Raw genomic sequence first — 15932 nt, 5'->3', positions numbered from 1 at the left:
CCGCGCCGTGCAGACTGACCCAGTCCACGACGGGGAGGAAGGTGCCGATGCCAACAAGGCCCGCACCGACGGAACGCCAGAAGCGCCTGGGCGCCGAGCTGCGCAAAATGCGGCTCGCGGCAGGCCGGACCACGGAGTACGCCGCCGGGCTACTCGGTCTGGACCGCACGAAGGTGTCCAACATGGAGTCGGGAGTACGGGCCACCTCACCCGAGCGAGTCCGCATACTCGCCAGCAACTACGACTGCGCCGACGAGGTTTACATCGAGGCGCTGGCCACCATGGCCGATGCGCGAAAGCGCTGTTGGTGGGACCAGTTCAGGGGAAACCTGCCACAAGGCCTTCTGGACGTAGCCGAGTTGGAGTGGTTCGCCTCCCGGCTGCGCAGCTACCAGACCGTCCACGTTCCCGGCCTGCTCCAGCTCAGCAGCTACGCCCGCGCCATCTTCGCGGCAGCCCTGCCCCCACTGCCGAAGTCAGAGGTGGAACTGCGCGTGATGCAGCGCATGCAGCGGCAGCAGGTCCTCGACCGGGACACCCCCGTCGACTACGTCGCGTACGTGCACGAGTGGGCCCTGCGCATGCAGTTCGGAGGCCGCCGCGCCATGCGCGAGCAGCTGCTGCACCTGTGCGAGATGTCCGAGCACGACAACATCGAGCTACGCGTACTCCCCGTCGAGGCCGGAGCCTTCCCCGGCGCTGGACACGCGGTTCTGTACGCCGAAGGCCCCGTACCTCAACTCGACACCGTCCAGCTCGACTCCGCACACGGCGGCGAGTTCACTCACAGCGACGCCCAACTCGCCAAGTACCGGGCCCATATGGAGTGGTGGCACGCCCACACCGCGAACTCGCAGGACTCACGCGACCTGATGCACACCATCGCCCAGCACCTCTGAGGAGATCCCCCATGCCCGAGATCACCTGGGAAGAACCCTTCTGCGCCGAAGGAAACAACTGCTTCCGCCTAGGCACCGACCCCCACGGCAACGCCTACATAGCCATAGCCGGCCGCGAACACGAACCCCTCACCGACACCCGCGAAGCCCTCGCCACCCTCATCCGGGACATCAAGGCCGGCAAAGCAGACCACCTACTCTGACGCCCCCGCACCCGGGACCGTACCCGCACCCCCGTCCCTGCCCTCCCCCTCCGGCAACACCCCCGCCCGAAACGGCTCCACCCCCACAACCCACCGAACCCGCACCGGCTCGATCAACAACATCACCCGCCGCTCCCCGGGGAGGAGCCACGGATACCGCTCCTCCCCGATGTACTTCTGCGTCAGCCGGTCCATGGACCGCTCCGCCTCCTCCCCCTCCACGAACCGGACCACCCGCCCCCGGATCTCCACCCGGTCATAAGGGTTCTCCGGATCATGGTGGGACAGTGAAACGGCGGGATTGCGCCGCAGGTTCTCTTCCTTCACACGTCCGATTGCCGTGTTGACCATCACGTACTCCCCTTCGAGATCCGCCCACATGGGCGAGATCTGCGGCGTCCCGTCGGAGCCCACCGTCGCGAGGTGCCAGAAGTTCGGCGCCAGCAGCCGCTCGCGAATATGCCCCTCTACCTTGCCGTTCACCTCGTACACGGAACCGCCGCCCTTCCGGTCACGCACTCAAGATCTGTGACGAGCCATCCTGGCCACGACCCCGCCCCACCGACAGCAACGCACCAGCCACCCGAACCCTTGGCCGAAACCGTACGTTCCTACAATCCGTGATCCTGGCCGAACAGACCGTAGTCTCCACAGCCCCGCGCCCCTACGTTGTGCCCGTGCGCCGACCCCCAGCCCTCCCGAACCAGCCAGGCCCTCCCTTCAACGCCCCCGCAGCCCGCAGACTCCGTGCCGCCCTGAACATGGGCCCCGAGCATGTCGCCTACGGCATGCGGGCCTCATACGGCCTCCCCTACGTCACCCCGGACCTCGTCATCGCCTGGGAACGCGGGATGTCCAACCCCACCAGCCCCGAACTCACAGCCCTCGCAGGCGTGTTGTGGTGCTCCCCCGGTGAACTCATCGGAAAGCCCCGCACGTTGCGCGAACACCGCATCAGCCGCGGCCTGGCCCCCGAGGACGTCGCCCATGCCCTCGGTCTCGAACTCCTCGCGTATCTGCGCATGGAGGAGAACAACGACTGGCGCGGCAACGACCGCCAGTCCGCCGTCCTCGCCGAGGTCCTCGACCTGGCCCTGCCGGACTTCGTCACGGTCACCGGCCGCGAGGCGCGGCTCGCCGAGTATCTGCGCAGCGCCGTCACCACCCGCTGGCAGGCGTACGTCCGCCCCATCGCCAAGCTCGTCCCCCTGGACCGGCGCCTCCTGGAGGACGTCCTCCAGGAGCTGCACCAGCAGTACCAGGGGCAGATGGTCGCGACGCTGAGCTGGGGAGAAGGAAACGCGGCCGGTGACTCCAGTCACTCCGGCCGCGATTACCTCGACAGGATCGTCGACAACTTCTGGACGAACGTCCAGCAAATCACGGGCTAGAGGTCCCGACGAAAGGGACCGCCTACCCGACGAAACGAAAGGGACCGCCTAGAAGACCGACTCCGCCTCGTCCATCCGATCCTTCGGCACCGTCTTCAACTCGGTCACCGCCTCCGCCAACGGCACCATCACGATGTCCGTCCCGCGCAGGGCGGTCATCCGGCCGAACTCCCCACGGTGCGCCGCCTCCACCGCATGCCACCCGAACCGCGTCGCGAGCACCCGGTCGTACGCCGTCGGCACACCACCCCGCTGCACATGCCCGAGGATGACCGGCTTGGACTCCTTGCCGAGCCGCCGTTCCAGCTCGTACGCCAACGCCGTACCGATGCCCTGGAACCGCTCGTGTCCGAACTGGTCGATCTCACCCTTGCCGTAGTCCATGGACCCCTCGGCAGGATGCGCACCCTCGGCCACGCAGATCACCGCGAACTTCTTCCCTCGCGAGAACCGCTCCTCGACCATCTTCACCAGGTCAGCCGGATCGAACGGACGCTCGGGCAGACAAATACCGTGCGCACCCGCCGCCATCCCCGACTCCAGCGCGATCCAGCCCGCGTGCCGGCCCATGACCTCGACCACCATCACCCGCTGGTGGGACTCGGCCGTCGTCTTCAGGCGGTCCATCGCCTCCGTCGCGACACCGACCGCCGTGTCGAAGCCGAACGTCCGGTCCGTCGACGAGATGTCGTTGTCGATCGTCTTCGGCACTCCGACCACCGGCAGCCCCGCGTCCGACAGCATCCGCGCCGCCGTCAGCGTGCCCTCGCCGCCGATCGGGATCAGGGCGTCGATGCCGAACTCCGCGACCATGTCCTCGGCCCGCTCGCAGGCCTCGCGCAGACGGTCGCGCTCCAGCCGGGAGGAGCCGAGGATGGTGCCGCCGCGGGCCAGGATGCCGCTCACGCTGTCGAGGTCAAGCGCACGGTAACGGCCGTCCAGCAGTCCGGAGTATCCGTCCTCGAAGCCGATGACCTCGTCGCCGTAGTTGTCGACCGCTCGGTGCACGACCGACCGGATCACTGCGTTCAGGCCGGGGCAGTCGCCGCCTGCGGTGAGAACTCCGATACGCATCGTGCTGTGTCTCCTGCTCGCTGTTGATACCGGTGAGCCAGCACGATTGTTTCACGATCCCCAGGTCGATGACGATTCCGTACGGTTTCCGTACGGTCCGTCCTGGTAGGCCACCGGAGGCCTTTCGTCCCGCCTCCGGGCCCTTGGGCCTGACGGGCGCCTTATCTACCTGCGGGGGTACTGTCAAGAGGGTTCTGCTCACCCCGGTGGGCGATCTTTGTACCCCTCTGAACTGTGCCCCTACTTCCTGAACTGCGCCCCCTCTTTCTGAACGGAGAGCACGCGTGACCCGCAGCGTGTACGTGACCGGAATCGACCGCGGCGACGGCCGGCAGGTCGTCGAGCTGGGAGTCATGGAGCTGCTGACCCGGCAGGTCGACCGGGTGGGTGTCTTCCGGCCCCTCGTCCACCACAGTCCCGATCGCCTGTTCGAGCTGCTGCGCGCGCGTTATCGCCTCTCCCAGGACCCGGCCACCGTCTACGGCATGGACTACCACGAGGCGTCCGCCCTCCAGGCCGAGCGGGGGACGGACGAGCTGGTCTCGACGCTCGTCGACCGGTTCCATCTCGTCGCGCGGGACTACGACGTCGTACTCGTCCTGGGGACGGACTACGCCGACACCCAGCTGCCCGACGAGCTCTCCCTCAACGCCCGGCTCGCCAACGAGTTCGGCGCCTCGGTGATCCCCGTCGTCGGCGGCCGCCGGCAGACCGCCGAGTCCGTGCTCGCCGAGACCCGCAACGCCTACCGCGCCTACGACGGTCTGGGCTGTGACGTCCTCGCGATGATCGCCAACCGGGTCGCCCGCGAGGACCGGGACCTCATCGCCGAGCGGCTGGACTCCTCGCGGATGCCCGTCCCCTGCTACGTCCTCCCCGACGAGCCCGCGCTCTCCGCGCCGACCGTCTCCCAGATCGGCCAGGCCCTCGGCGCCAAGGTGCTGCTCGGCGACGACTCGGGGCTGGCCCGGGACGCGCTCGGGTTCGTCTTCGGTGGCGCCATGCTGCCGAACTTCCTCGGCGCCCTGACGCCGGGGTGTCTCGTCGTGACCCCGGGCGACCGCGCCGACCTGGTCGTCGGCGCACTGGCCGCGCACAGCGCCGGCACCCCGCCGATAGCCGGCGTGGTGCTCACCCTCAACGAGGTGCCGGGCGACGACGTCCTCACCCTCGCCGCCCGTCTCGCCCCGGGCACCCCGGTCCTCTCGGTCCCGGGCCTGAGCTTCCCCACCGCCGAGCAACTCTTCGCCATGGAAGGGAAGTTGAACGCGGCCACCCCGCGCAAGGCGGAGACCGCGCTCGGCCTCTTCGAGCGGTACGTCGAGACCGGCGACCTCCTCAAGCGGGTCTCCGCACCCAGCAACGACCGGGTCACACCGATGATGTTCGAGCACAAGCTCCTCGAACAGGCCCGCTCGGACAAGCGCCGTGTCGTCCTCCCCGAGGGCACCGAGCCCCGCGTCCTGCACGCCGCCGAGGTGCTGCTGCGCCGCGGGGTCTGCGAACTCACCCTCCTCGGTCCCGTCGACCAGATCCGCAAGAAGGCCGCCGACCTCGGTATCGACCTCGGCCAGGCCCAGCTGATCGACCCGGCCACCAGCGAACTGCGCGACTCCTTCGCCGAGAAGTACGCCGCCCTGCGCGCCCACAAGGGCGTGACCGTGGAGCTGGCCTACGACGTCGTCTCCGACGTCAACTACTTCGGCACGCTGATGGTCCAGGAGGGGCTCGCCGACGGCATGGTCTCCGGCTCCGTGCACTCCACGGCGGCGACCATCCGGCCCGCCTTCGAGATCATCAAGACCAAGCCGGACGCCGACATCGTCTCGTCCGTCTTCTTCATGTGCCTCGCCGACAAGGTCCTCGTCTACGGCGACTGCGCCGTGAACCCCGACCCCGACGCCGAGCAGCTCGCCGACATCGCCATCCAGTCGGCCGCCACCGCCGAGCAGTTCGGGGTGGAGGCGCGGATCGCGATGCTGTCGTACTCGACGGGCACGTCGGGGTCGGGCGCCGACGTCGACAAGGTGCGCGAGGCCACCGAGCTGGTGCGGCTGCGGCGGGCCGATCTGAAGATCGAGGGGCCGATCCAGTACGACGCGGCCGTCGAGCCGACCGTGGCCGCGACCAAGCTGCCGGAGTCCGAAGTCGCCGGTCAGGCAAGCGTGTTGATCTTCCCCGACCTCAACACCGGCAACAACACCTACAAGGCCGTGCAGCGTTCGGCCGGCGCGATCGCCGTCGGGCCGGTCCTGCAGGGGCTGCGCAAGCCGGTCAACGACCTGTCCCGGGGCGCGCTCGTCCAGGACATCGTCAACACCGTCGCCATCACGGCGATCCAGGCCCAGTCCCCCGCCCCGTCGTCCCCGACCGAGAAGGCAACCGCCCAGTGAGCTCCCCCCGCGGAACCCGCGTCCTCGTCCTCAACTCCGGCTCCTCGTCGGTGAAGTACCAGCTGCTCGACATGAGCGACAGCAGCCGGCTGGCCATGGGACTCGTCGAGCGGATCGGCGAGGAGACCTCCCGCCTCAAGCACACGCACGTCGAGTCCGACACCACCCGCGAGTGGACCGGACCGATCCGCGATCACGAGGCCGCCCTGAAGGCCGTATCGGAAGAACTCGCCAAGGACGGGCTCGGGCTCGACTCGCCCGAGCTGGCCGCCATCGGGCACCGGGTCGTGCACGGCGGCCAGACCTTCACCGCGCCCACCGTCATCGACGACAAGGTCCTCGCCGAGATCGAGCGGCTCATCCCGGTCGCCCCGCTGCACAACCCCGCCAACCTCACCGGCATCCGCACCGCCCAGGCGCTGCGCCCCGACCTCCCCCAGGTCGCCGTCTTCGACACCGCGTTCCACACGACGATGCCGGAGTCGGCCGCCCGCTACGCCATCGACACCGCGACCGCCGACGAGTACCGCGTCCGGCGCTACGGCTTCCACGGCACCTCGCACGCGTACGTCTCCCGGGCGACGGCGAAGCTGCTGGGCAAGGCGCCCGAGGACGTGAACGTCATCGTGCTGCACCTCGGCAACGGGGCGTCCGCCTCCGCCGTACGCGGTGGGCGGTGCGTGGACACCTCCATGGGGCTGACGCCTTTGGAGGGGCTCGTGATGGGTACGCGATCCGGAGACATGGACCCTGCCGTCATCTTCCATTTGATGCGCGTTGGCGGAATGTCCACGGACGAGATCGACACTCTTCTCAACAAGAAGAGCGGTCTCATCGGGCTCTGCGGGGACAACGACATGCGGGAGATCCGCCGCCGCGTGGACGAGGGTGACGAACAGGCGCAACTCGCCTTCGACATCTACATTCACCGTTTGAAGAAGTACATCGGCGCGTATTACGCCGTGCTCGGCCGGGTGGACGCGGTCGCCTTCACAGCGGGAGTCGGGGAAAACGCGAGCCCCGTGCGAGAGGCTGCGGTGGCGGGCCTTGAGGAACTGGGCCTCATGGTGGACAGCGAGCTCAACGCCGTACGGAGCGACGAACCGCGGCTGATCTCGCCGGAGCACGGTCGCGTGGCCGTGGCCGTGGTGCCCACCGATGAAGAACTGGAGATCGCGACTCAGACCTACGCACTGGTCGGAATGAAGGGCTGAGGGATTACACGGCAGTAACACGCCTGAGCGCATTGCCGCCCATTTGTATCTTCCACCAGACGGAATATTCCGTAGCGAAACAAACCGATAGGATCGCCCCATGCGCCGTTCGAAAATCGTCTGTACTCTCGGCCCCGCGGTCGACTCCCATGAACAGCTGGTGTCGCTGATCGAGGCCGGCATGAATGTGGCCCGCTTCAACTTCAGCCACGGCACGCACGCAGAGCACCAGGGGCGGTACGACCGCGTCCGTGCCGCCGCCAAGGAGACGGGCCGGGCCGTCGGTGTCCTCGCCGACCTCCAGGGTCCGAAGATCCGTCTGGAGACCTTCGCCGAGGGTCCGGTGGAGCTGGAGCGCGGTGACGAGTTCGTCATCACCACCGAGGACGTCCCGGGTGACAAGCAGATCTGCGGGACCACCTACAAGGGCCTGCCGGGCGATGTCTCGCGCGGCGACCAGATCCTCATCAACGACGGCAACGTCGAGCTGAAGGTCCTGGACGTCGAGGGCCCCCGGGTCAAGACGATCGTCATCGAGGGCGGTGTCGTCTCCGACCACAAGGGCATCAACCTGCCCGGCGCGGCCGTCAACGTGCCCGCGCTCTCCGAGAAGGACGTCGAGGACCTCCGGTTCGCGCTGCGCATGGGCTGCGACATGGTCGCGCTCTCCTTCGTCCGGGACGCGAACGACGTGCAGGACGTCCACAAGGTGATGGACGAGGAGGGCCGCCGGGTCCCCGTCATCGCCAAGGTGGAGAAGCCGCAGGCGGTGGCGAACATGGAGGACGTCGTGATGGCGTTCGACGCCGTCATGGTGGCCCGCGGCGACCTCGCCGTCGAGTACCCGCTCGAGAAGGTCCCGATGGTGCAGAAGCGCCTCATCGAGCTGTGCCGCCGCAACGCCAAGCCGGTGATCGTGGCGACCCAGATGATGGAGTCGATGATCACCAACTCCCGCCCCACCCGCGCCGAGGCCTCCGACGTGGCCAACGCGATCCTGGACGGCGCGGACGCGGTCATGCTCTCGGCGGAGTCCTCCGTCGGCGCCTACCCGATCGAGACCGTCAAGACGATGTCGAAGATCGTCCAGGCGGCCGAGCAGGAGCTGCTCTCCAAGGGCCTGCAGCCGCTCGTCCCGGGCAAGAAGCCGCGTACGCAGGGCGGTTCGGTCGCCCGCGCCGCCTGCGAGATCGCCGACTTCCTCGGCGGCAAGGGCCTGATCGCCTTCACCAAGTCCGGTGACACGGCCCGTCGTCTGTGCCGCTACCGCGCGGCCCAGCCGATCATCGCCTTCACCACGGACGAGGGCACCCGCAACCAGCTGACCCTCAGCTGGGGCGTGGAGTCGCACGTCGTGCCGTTCGTCAACAGCACCGACGAGATGGTCGACCTGGTCGACGGCGAGGTCTCCAAGCTGAACCGCTTCAGCGAGGGCGACATCGTCATCATCACCGCGGGCTCGCCCCCCGGCGTCCCCGGCACCACCAACATGGTCCGCGTCCACCACCTGGGCGGCGAGAAGTAGCCAGCCGCAAAAGGCTCTGTACGGCGCTGAGGGCGCCCCCTGGATCAGGGGGCGCCCTCAGGCGTGTTGCGGCTCCCGAACGGGCTTGTGGGGGCGCTCAGTCGGTCTGGTAGCTGTGCAGCCCGGGCACGTGCAGGGTGCCGCCGAACTGGCCGGCCTGCACGACCTTCACCTTGGTGAAGTAGATCAGCGGGATGTTCAGCGGCGGCGGGCTCTTCGGGCTGAACGTCACCGGGATCAGACCCAGCAGGTTGCCGGAGATGCTCTCCGTGTACATCACCGTGTCGCCGTCACGGATCGTGGAGGTCGAGCCCTTGGCCGCCTGCACGTGGTAGGTCTTGCCGGACTGCTCGTCCTCCACCGTCTGGTGCAGGTCGCCGATGTCGGTGCCGTCGGAGATGACGTACTTCAGCACTTCCTTGGTGGTGCCGTTGGCCGTCCTCACCTTGACGATGCCCTTGTAGTCGGCGCCCTTCAGCAGCAGCGAGCTGGCGTTCAGGTACCAGGGCTCGTCCGGCAGCGGAACGGGGTTGTCGACACCGCCCACGGCGTCCGTGGCGACCGGGCAGTCGTCCGGGTCCGTGCTGGAGCTCGCGGACGGCGACGGGCTGGCGGTGGCCTCCTCGGCCGCCTCCTTGACCGCGTCGGTGGTGTCCTCGGCCGCCTTGGACGCCGCGTCGGTCGTGTCCTTCACGGTGTCCTTGACCGTGTCGGTGACCTTGTCGGTGGTGTCCTTGACGGCGTCGGCCGCGTCGTCGGTCTTGCCGTCCTCGGACGCGCTCTCCGAGGCCGAGGCGGACGGCGTCGGGCTGGCGCTCGCGGACGGCGTCTCGCTCTCGCCGCCCGTGAAGATGCCCGTGATCGCGTCGCCGATCTCCTCCAGCACGTTGCCGCCGCTCTCGGAGGCCGAGGGCGAGGGCGTCGGGGTGGAGCCGGACTGAGGCTCGCCGGACGGCGAACCGGCGGACGCCGACGGAGTGGGCTCGGTCTCGTCGTCGGAACCTGAATCCGACGAAGAGCCGCCGCCCGAACCGGAGTCGGAGCCCGGGTCCGGGTCCGAGGTCGCGGACGCCGAGGGGGTCGCCTCCGCCTCGTCCTCCGACTCACCGGCGCTCGCGGACGGCGAGGCCGAGGCGGACGCGCCGTCCTCCAGGGCCGCGACACAGTCCTTGTACTCGTCGGCCGTCAGGCTCTTCGAGGCGGGCTGGTCCTCGGCGTTGGCGAGCGTCGGTGTGAACCCCATCCCCATGAGGACCGCCGTCGGCATCGCCGCCAGGGCTATCGCTTTTCCGGCCGGCATGTGGAACCGGGTGAACAGCGGCTTCTTGGGCGCGGCATGCCGCGGCCCGGTTCTCGCACGGGACTCCACATCAGTCCCGTGGGTCACCTCGTCAGCCGGCACTGCGCCTCCCGTTCGCCCCGTTCGCCGGGCTCGTTCCAGACAGATCGTTCGGCTCACCGCCGTCGTACGTGCCCTTGTCGTACGCGTCCTTGTCGTGCGTGTCGTCGGCGTACGCGTCCTTGTCGTGCGTGTCGTCGGCGTACGCGTCCTTGTCGTACGTGTCCTTGCCGTACGTGTCCTTCGAGAGCGTGGGCACCGCACCCTCGGGGGTGCTGCCCTCCGCACCGCCCTTCTGGACCGGCTCCGGCGCCGGCGGCTCGCCCGGCACCCACGCCACGGCCATGGCCCCGCCGATGAGGGCGAAGAGGAAGCCGATGAGGAAGCCGCCCAGGTTGGACACCGGGATGGACACCAGGGCCAGCAGGATCGCCGCGACGCCCGCGAAGGTGCGGACGTGCTTCTGGAACCAGAGGCTGACACCGAGGACGACCAGCAGCACGCCGATGATCAGGGATCCCGCGCCCGCCGTCGTGGCCATCGCCAGCGTCAGATGGCCGATCTGGAGGTTCGCGTACGGGAAGTAGGCGATGGGGAATCCGCCGATCATGATGAACAACCCGGCCCAGAACGGCCTCTCGCCCCGCCAGGCGCGGAACTTCCGCTTGATGACCCGGAGGTAGTGCTCATCGCGGCCGGGTACGGCAGGAGTCTCGGCGCTCATGGAAAACAGCTCCCTGTCACGGCGTTGCTGTGGTGGTGAGTTGTGCTGAGTGCGGCCGCTTGTGGAGAACGTGCGAACAGCGGCCGGAGAGTGGACGGGCGGGGGCGCCGTCGGCTCCCCCGCCCGTCACAGAGTGCTTAGTAGCACTCCTTGGTACCCGTCGACAGCGACATCTTCAGGCCGCTGAGCTTGAAGGTTCCGGCGGTGGTGGCCCACGCCGTCTGCTTCACGTCGGTCAGCGTGGCCCTCTCGGCCTGCTGGGCGAACCCGAACGGGTTGGCGGTGTCACCCTTGGCGATACCCGGACCCTTCGAGGCGTCCTTGGCCGCAACACCGATGTCGATGTTCTCGAAGGTCGCGTTGGCCTCGAGCTCCTCGATGTCGACGTAGAGGTTCTCGGCCTCGACCGGCGTACCGCCGCCGCCGGCCTTCAGCTGCAGGCTGACGGTACCGATGAGCGGGATGTTCGGGGTGACCACCGACTGGCACATGTTGGTGAGCGTCGCGTTCTTGAACGCGGACACCGCGACGGGGTGAGCCGTCTTCTTGCCGTCGAGGGTGTAACCCGAGTCAATGGCGCCGTACTGGGAGAAGCCCGTACCGACGAGCTTGTCCGCCGTCACCTTGAACGACTGACCCGACACACTGAACGACGCGGCGAGGGCGCCCTGCGCGAGGGCGACACCTATCGCGGCCGTGGCGGCCACGCTGGGCACCATCACGACGGCGAACCGCTTCCATCTGGTCCCGCCACGCACCTGGGACTCCATATTTCCTCCTTCTCGGACGTACATCTCCTGACCCTGACTGCCCCTGTCGAACAAGACGGCCCAGCCGGGCAGGGATGGGAGAAGTGCTACGTCCTCGGGAAGGAGAGCGCCCGTACTCAGGCGCGAACCGCGCACCGATCACCGGCGATCACCCCCGAGCGACAACCACTGGTCGCGCCTGACGCACATCACGCACAACCTTGCTGGACAGGCTTCGCCGGAAGGCGAAGACCCCCCTGTCCAAGAGACGGCGCCACTGCCGCCGGCTCTACTCGGTGGGGACCCAGGAGTTCCCGCGGGCCCGACCGGCTGTCGGGGTACGGGGAATGGACCGAGCGTCGCCGATCGTGGTGCATTCTCGCCGCCCGCACAAGGGGCTTCGTTACTCGGTAGTAACGGCCGGATAACCGAACAACGACCCGCTGGTCTCGACCGACGACTCTGGGTGTGTCGTAGGGGCCGGACAAAGATGTTGATGAAGGGACAGAATCCGACAGATCAACGCCCGAAACTTACTTGCAGTAACAGCGGCCGCGATTACCAAGATTTGGTAAAGCGCGGCCGCAGTGGCACTCCGTCGGCAGACTTTTCACTCGGGCACCACATGCCCGAGTGTTTAGCGACTGGTCAGAACAGGGCTCGTGCCCCGGTCAGAACAGCGCACGCGCAAGCGCGCGGCGAGCCGCGACCACCCGCGGATCATCGGCCCCCACGACGTCGAAGAGCTCCAACAGCCGCACACGTACGGCGTCCCGGTCGTCACCGAACGTGCGCCGCACGGTGTCGATGAGCCGCCCGAAGGCGTCCTCCACATGTCCGCCGGCGAGGTCCAGATCGGCGGCGGCGAGCTGCGCCGGCACGTCGGCCGGCTTCTCCGCCGCCTCCTTGCGCACCTGCTGCGGGTCGAGAGACTGCACCCGCTGGAGCAACTCGGCCTGGGCGAGGCCCAGTTTGGCCTCCGTGTTGCCCGGGTCGTCACTCAGTACGTTCTTGTACGCCTGCACCGCACCGCCGAAGTCCCCGGCGTCCAGGGCCTGTACGGCCGCCTCCAGGAGCGCGTCGTACGGCCCGGCGGGCACGGGCGGAGCGGCGGCGCGCTCGGCGCCGGGCTGGGCGTCGGGGTCGACGGTGAGGCCGGTGAGGCCGAACCGCTGCTCGGAGACCTGCACCAGCTGGTCCAGGGTCTGCTGGATCTGCTCCTTGCCGGCGGCTCCCTGGAAGAGGGGCAGGGCCTGCCCGGCGACGACGGCGAAGACGGCCGGGATCCCCTGGACCCCGAACTGCTGCATCAGCATCTGGTTGGCGTCGACGTCGATCTTCGCGAGGAGGAGCCGGCCGTTGTACTCGACGACGAGCTGTTCGAGCACCGGGCTCAGCTGCTTGCAGGGCTCGCACCACTCGGCCCAGAAGTCGATGACGACGGGCACCTCGGTGGAGCGCTGCAGGACGTCACGCTCGAACCCGGCCTCGTCGACGTCGATGACGAGATCGGCGGGCGACACCGCACCCGGGCCGCCGCCCTGCCGGGCGGCTTCGGCGCGTGCCTGCTCCGCCTTGGCCTTGGCCTTGGCCTCCTGGGCCGCCTTCACCGCGGCGAGGTCGACGACTCCGCTCATGGACATGTTCCGTGGCTGCATGCGTCTATCCTCCCCCGTCGGCGTGCGCAAGTGCTCCATACCCCGGGGGAGGCTGCATTCAACAGCGGTTCCGCCGCGGGCGGGCCCCGGCCGATTCTCGAGCGGAGGCCTGTCTGTCCGGTCTTCTTCTCTTCTTCGTTCGGTCTTCGACGCCGGGTCCCCACCCCACGCCAGTGGTTTCGCTACGAGTCGTAGCGTAATGGCACCGGGTGCCTCCGCGGTACCACGACCTGGTGATCTCCCTCACGGCCACACAGGAAACGCCGGTTATGGTCATGGGATGCAGAGCCGCACTCCCGCCCCACGCGCCACAGGACGCCCCCGCAGCGCCGCCGCGGACACCGCCATCCTCGCGGCCACGCGTCAGGCCCTGGTGGAGCTGGGCTGGTCCAAGCTCACCCTGGGAGACGTGGCGACGCGGGCGGGGGTTGCGAAAACGACGCTCTACCGTCGCTGGCCGGGCAAGAACGAGCTGGTCGTGGACGCCGTCGCCGAACTCTTCGACGAACTGGAACTGCCCGACCGGGGCACGCTGGCCGCGGACATCGAGGGCGTGGTCCTGCAGTTCGCGTCCCTGCTGGCCCGGCCGGAGGCGAAGAGCGGCCTGATGGCGGTGGTGGCGGAGTCGATCCGCGACGACGCGCTCCGCGAGCGCATCCGCTGCTCGATCGTCGAGCGCCAGAAGCGGCTGGTCCTGGAGGGCCGGGCCCGGGCCGAGGCGCGCGGTGAACTCCCCCCGGAATCCGACCCGTCCGAGGCCGCCCGCACGGTCGACCTCATCTTCGACGTGGTCGCGGGTGCGGTGGTCCACCGCACCCTGGTCAGCGCGGAACCGGCGGACGAGGAGTGGGTCCACAGTTTCACGAGAGTCCTGCTCCTGGGCCTCATGGGAGCAGCGACGTAGCGCGCAGGACACCAGCCACGCAGCCTGCGGGCAGGCGTGCCACCGGGCGTGCGGCACGGGTGGGTGCAGACGGCACCGGGCCACGCACCCATCCCGCCTCGACGGCAAAGCCGCGGGCTAGAACCCCGCCGGCTCCGTGTACACCCCCCACTCGTCCCGCAGCACCCCGCAGATCTCCCCGAGCGTCGCCTCGGCCCGTACGGCGTCCAGCATCGGCCCGATCATGTTGCCGCCGTCCCGTGCGGACGCGAGCATCGCGTCGAGTGCGACCCGCACCGCGCCCTCGTCCCGCGCCGCCTTCCGCGCACCCAGCGTCCGGACCTGCTCGCGCTCCACCTCGTGGCTGACCCGCAGGATCTCCAAGTCCCCGGTGACGGACCCGTGATGGACGTTGACGCCCACCACCCTCTTGTCACCCTTCTCCAAGGCCCGCTGGTACTGGAACGCGGACTCGGCGATCTCCCCGGTGAACCATCCGTCCTCGATCCCCCGCAGAATCCCGGAGGTGACCGGCCCGATGGGGTGCCGCCCGTCGGGATGCGCCCTCAGGCCCCGCTCCTTGATCTGCTCGAAGATCTTCTCGGCGTCGGCCTCGATGCGATCCGTCAACTGCTCGACGTACCAGGAACCCCCCAGCGGATCGGCCACATTGGCGACCCCGGTCTCCTCCATCAGCACCTGCTGCGTCCGCAGCGCGATCTCCGCGGCCTGCTCGCTGGGAAGCGCGAGGGTCTCGTCGAGGGCGTTGGTGTGCAGGGAGTTGGTACCGCCGAGCACGGCGGCGAGCGCCTCGACGGCGGTCCGTACGACGTTGTTGTAGGGCTGCTGCGCGGTCAGTGACACACCGGCGGTCTGCGTGTGGAACCGCAGCCACTGCGCCTTCTCGGACTTCGCCCCGTACACATCCCGCATCCACCGCGCCCAAATCCGCCGCGCGGCCCGGAACTTGGCGATCTCCTCGAAGAAATCGACGTGGGCGTCGAAGAAGAAGGAGAGCCCGGGAGCGAACACATCCACATCGAGCCCACGGCTGAGCCCGAGCTCCACGTACCCGAACCCGTCGGCGAGCGTGTAAGCGAGCTCCTGAGCGGCCGTCGACCCCGCCTCCCGGATGTGATACCCGGACACGGAGAGCGGCTTGTAAGCAGGAATGCCCGCCGCGCAGTACTCCATCAGGTCCCCGATGAGCCGCAGATGGGGCTCGGGCTGGAAGAGCCACTCCTTCTGCGCGATGTACTCCTTGAAGATGTCGGTCTGGAGGGTCCCGTTGAGCACACGGGGATCAACCCCTTGCCGCTCAGCGGCAACGAGATACATGCAGAAGACCGGAACAGCGGGCCCGCTGATGGTCATGGAGGTGGTGACGTCCCCGAGCGGGATGTCCTTGAACAGCACCTCCATGTCGGCGGCGGAGTCGATGGCGACCCCGCAGTGCCCGACCTCTCCGAGCGACCGCGGATCGTCGGAGTCCCGCCCCATGAGAGTAGGCATGTCAAAGGCGACGGACAGCCCGCCCCCGCCATTGGCGAGGATCATCTTGTACCGCTCATTGGTCTGCTCGGCGTTCCCGAACCCGGCGAACTGCCGGATGGTCCACGTCCGCCCCCGGTACCCGGTCGCGTAGAGCCCCCGCGTGTACGGATACTCCCCCGGCCACCCGATCCGCTCGAACCCCTCGTACCGATCCCCCGCCCGAGGCCCGTACACGGGCTCCACCGCGTCCCCGGACAACGTGGTGAAGTCCGCCTCCCGCTTACGAGAGGCGTCAAACCGGGCCTGCCACCGTCGGCGGCCCTCTTCGATGGCGTCAGCGTCCATGCTTCGAATTTACTAGGACGTCCTAGTAAATGTCGACGGTG

Annotated in this window: 14 protein-coding genes; 7 read left to right on the top strand and 7 right to left on the bottom strand. The window is 68.6% G+C overall.

Translation table 11 applies throughout. The features are described from left to right. Positions 1-47 precede the first annotated feature (47 nt). Both PH203_RS24090 and PH203_RS24085 read left to right on the top strand, forming a co-directional pair. Positions 48-899, top strand: coding sequence for a helix-turn-helix transcriptional regulator (locus PH203_RS24090; RefSeq protein WP_289922568.1), 852 nt, complete (start codon positions 48-50; stop codon positions 897-899). Positions 900-910: 11 nt separating this feature from the next. After that, positions 911-1102 carry a hypothetical protein gene (locus PH203_RS24085; RefSeq protein WP_289922567.1) on the top strand — a complete coding sequence of 64 codons (192 nt, stop codon included), beginning with the start codon at positions 911-913 and terminating at the stop codon, positions 1100-1102. Here PH203_RS24085 and PH203_RS24080 read toward each other — a convergent pair. Continuing rightward, complete coding sequence (locus tag PH203_RS24080) at positions 1094-1594, bottom strand: PPOX class F420-dependent oxidoreductase (protein WP_289922566.1); 501 nt, start codon at positions 1592-1594, stop codon at positions 1094-1096. The two genes, PH203_RS24085 and PH203_RS24080, sit on opposite strands and share 9 nt — an antisense overlap. Positions 1595-1779: 185 nt before the next feature. Here PH203_RS24080 and PH203_RS24075 point away from each other — a divergent pair, with 185 nt between their 5' ends. Further along, the gene (locus tag PH203_RS24075) at positions 1780-2493 is read left to right on the top strand and encodes an XRE family transcriptional regulator (RefSeq protein ID WP_289922565.1); all 714 of its coding nucleotides are present in this window, start codon (positions 1780-1782) and stop codon (positions 2491-2493) included. Positions 2494-2541: 48 nt separating this feature from the next. Here the strand turns inward: PH203_RS24075 and PH203_RS24070 are convergent, their stop codons facing one another. Continuing rightward, positions 2542-3567: an ATP-dependent 6-phosphofructokinase gene (locus PH203_RS24070; protein ID WP_289922564.1), complete on the bottom strand. Its 1026-nt coding sequence runs from the start codon at positions 3565-3567 to the stop codon at positions 2542-2544. A gap of 284 nt (positions 3568-3851) precedes the next feature. On the opposite strand from PH203_RS24070, the gene pta reads away from it, so the two are divergent. The 3 genes from pta to pyk all read left to right on the top strand — a co-directional run bounded on the left by pta (position 3852) and on the right by pyk (position 8699). After that, positions 3852-5960, top strand: coding sequence for a phosphate acetyltransferase (pta, locus tag PH203_RS24065; protein WP_289922563.1), 2109 nt, complete (start codon positions 3852-3854; stop codon positions 5958-5960). Then, the gene (locus PH203_RS24060; RefSeq protein ID WP_289922562.1) at positions 5957-7174 is read left to right on the top strand and encodes an acetate kinase; all 1218 of its coding nucleotides are present in this window, start codon (positions 5957-5959) and stop codon (positions 7172-7174) included. The genes pta and PH203_RS24060 overlap by 4 nt, the downstream gene beginning before the upstream one ends. A gap of 100 nt (positions 7175-7274) precedes the next feature. Further along, positions 7275-8699, top strand: coding sequence for a pyruvate kinase (gene pyk / locus PH203_RS24055; RefSeq protein WP_289922561.1), 1425 nt, complete (start codon positions 7275-7277; stop codon positions 8697-8699). 97 nt (positions 8700-8796) lie between these two features. On the opposite strand, the gene PH203_RS24050 is transcribed toward pyk, so the two are convergent. From PH203_RS24050 to PH203_RS24035, 4 genes are all read right to left on the bottom strand, one after another. Next, entirely contained in the window at positions 8797-10101 is a 1305-nt protein-coding gene (locus PH203_RS24050; protein WP_289922560.1) for a hypothetical protein, read from the bottom strand. Further along, on the bottom strand, positions 10091-10762 hold the full coding sequence (locus PH203_RS24045; RefSeq protein WP_289922559.1) for a DUF6114 domain-containing protein: 672 nt from the start codon (positions 10760-10762) through the stop codon (positions 10091-10093). The genes PH203_RS24050 and PH203_RS24045 overlap by 11 nt, the downstream gene beginning before the upstream one ends. 137 nt (positions 10763-10899) lie before the next feature. Then, the gene (locus PH203_RS24040; protein ID WP_289922558.1) at positions 10900-11532 is read right to left on the bottom strand and encodes a DUF6230 family protein; all 633 of its coding nucleotides are present in this window, start codon (positions 11530-11532) and stop codon (positions 10900-10902) included. A 650-nt stretch (positions 11533-12182) separates the two neighbouring features. Beyond that, positions 12183-13169, bottom strand: a complete 987-nt coding sequence (locus tag PH203_RS24035) for a tetratricopeptide repeat protein (RefSeq protein WP_289922557.1) — start codon at positions 13167-13169, stop codon at positions 12183-12185. Between the two features lie 280 nt (positions 13170-13449). Between PH203_RS24035 and PH203_RS24030 the strand changes: the two genes are divergently transcribed. Continuing rightward, entirely contained in the window at positions 13450-14073 is a 624-nt protein-coding gene (locus tag PH203_RS24030) for a TetR/AcrR family transcriptional regulator (RefSeq protein WP_289922556.1), read from the top strand. Positions 14074-14190: 117 nt separating this feature from the next. Here PH203_RS24030 and PH203_RS24025 read toward each other — a convergent pair whose 3' ends face one another. Next, a complete protein-coding gene (locus tag PH203_RS24025; RefSeq protein ID WP_289922555.1) occupies positions 14191-15891 on the bottom strand; it encodes a methylmalonyl-CoA mutase family protein in 1701 nt (566 codons plus the stop codon). Between the last annotated feature and the right edge of the window lie 41 nt (positions 15892-15932).

Source organism: Streptomyces sp. S.PB5 (assembly GCF_030403745.1).
In the GTDB taxonomy this organism is placed as follows: domain Bacteria; phylum Actinomycetota; class Actinomycetes; order Streptomycetales; family Streptomycetaceae; genus Streptomyces.
Note: the sequence above shows the minus strand (reverse complement) of the source record. Positions and strands in the feature narration are given on the sequence as shown.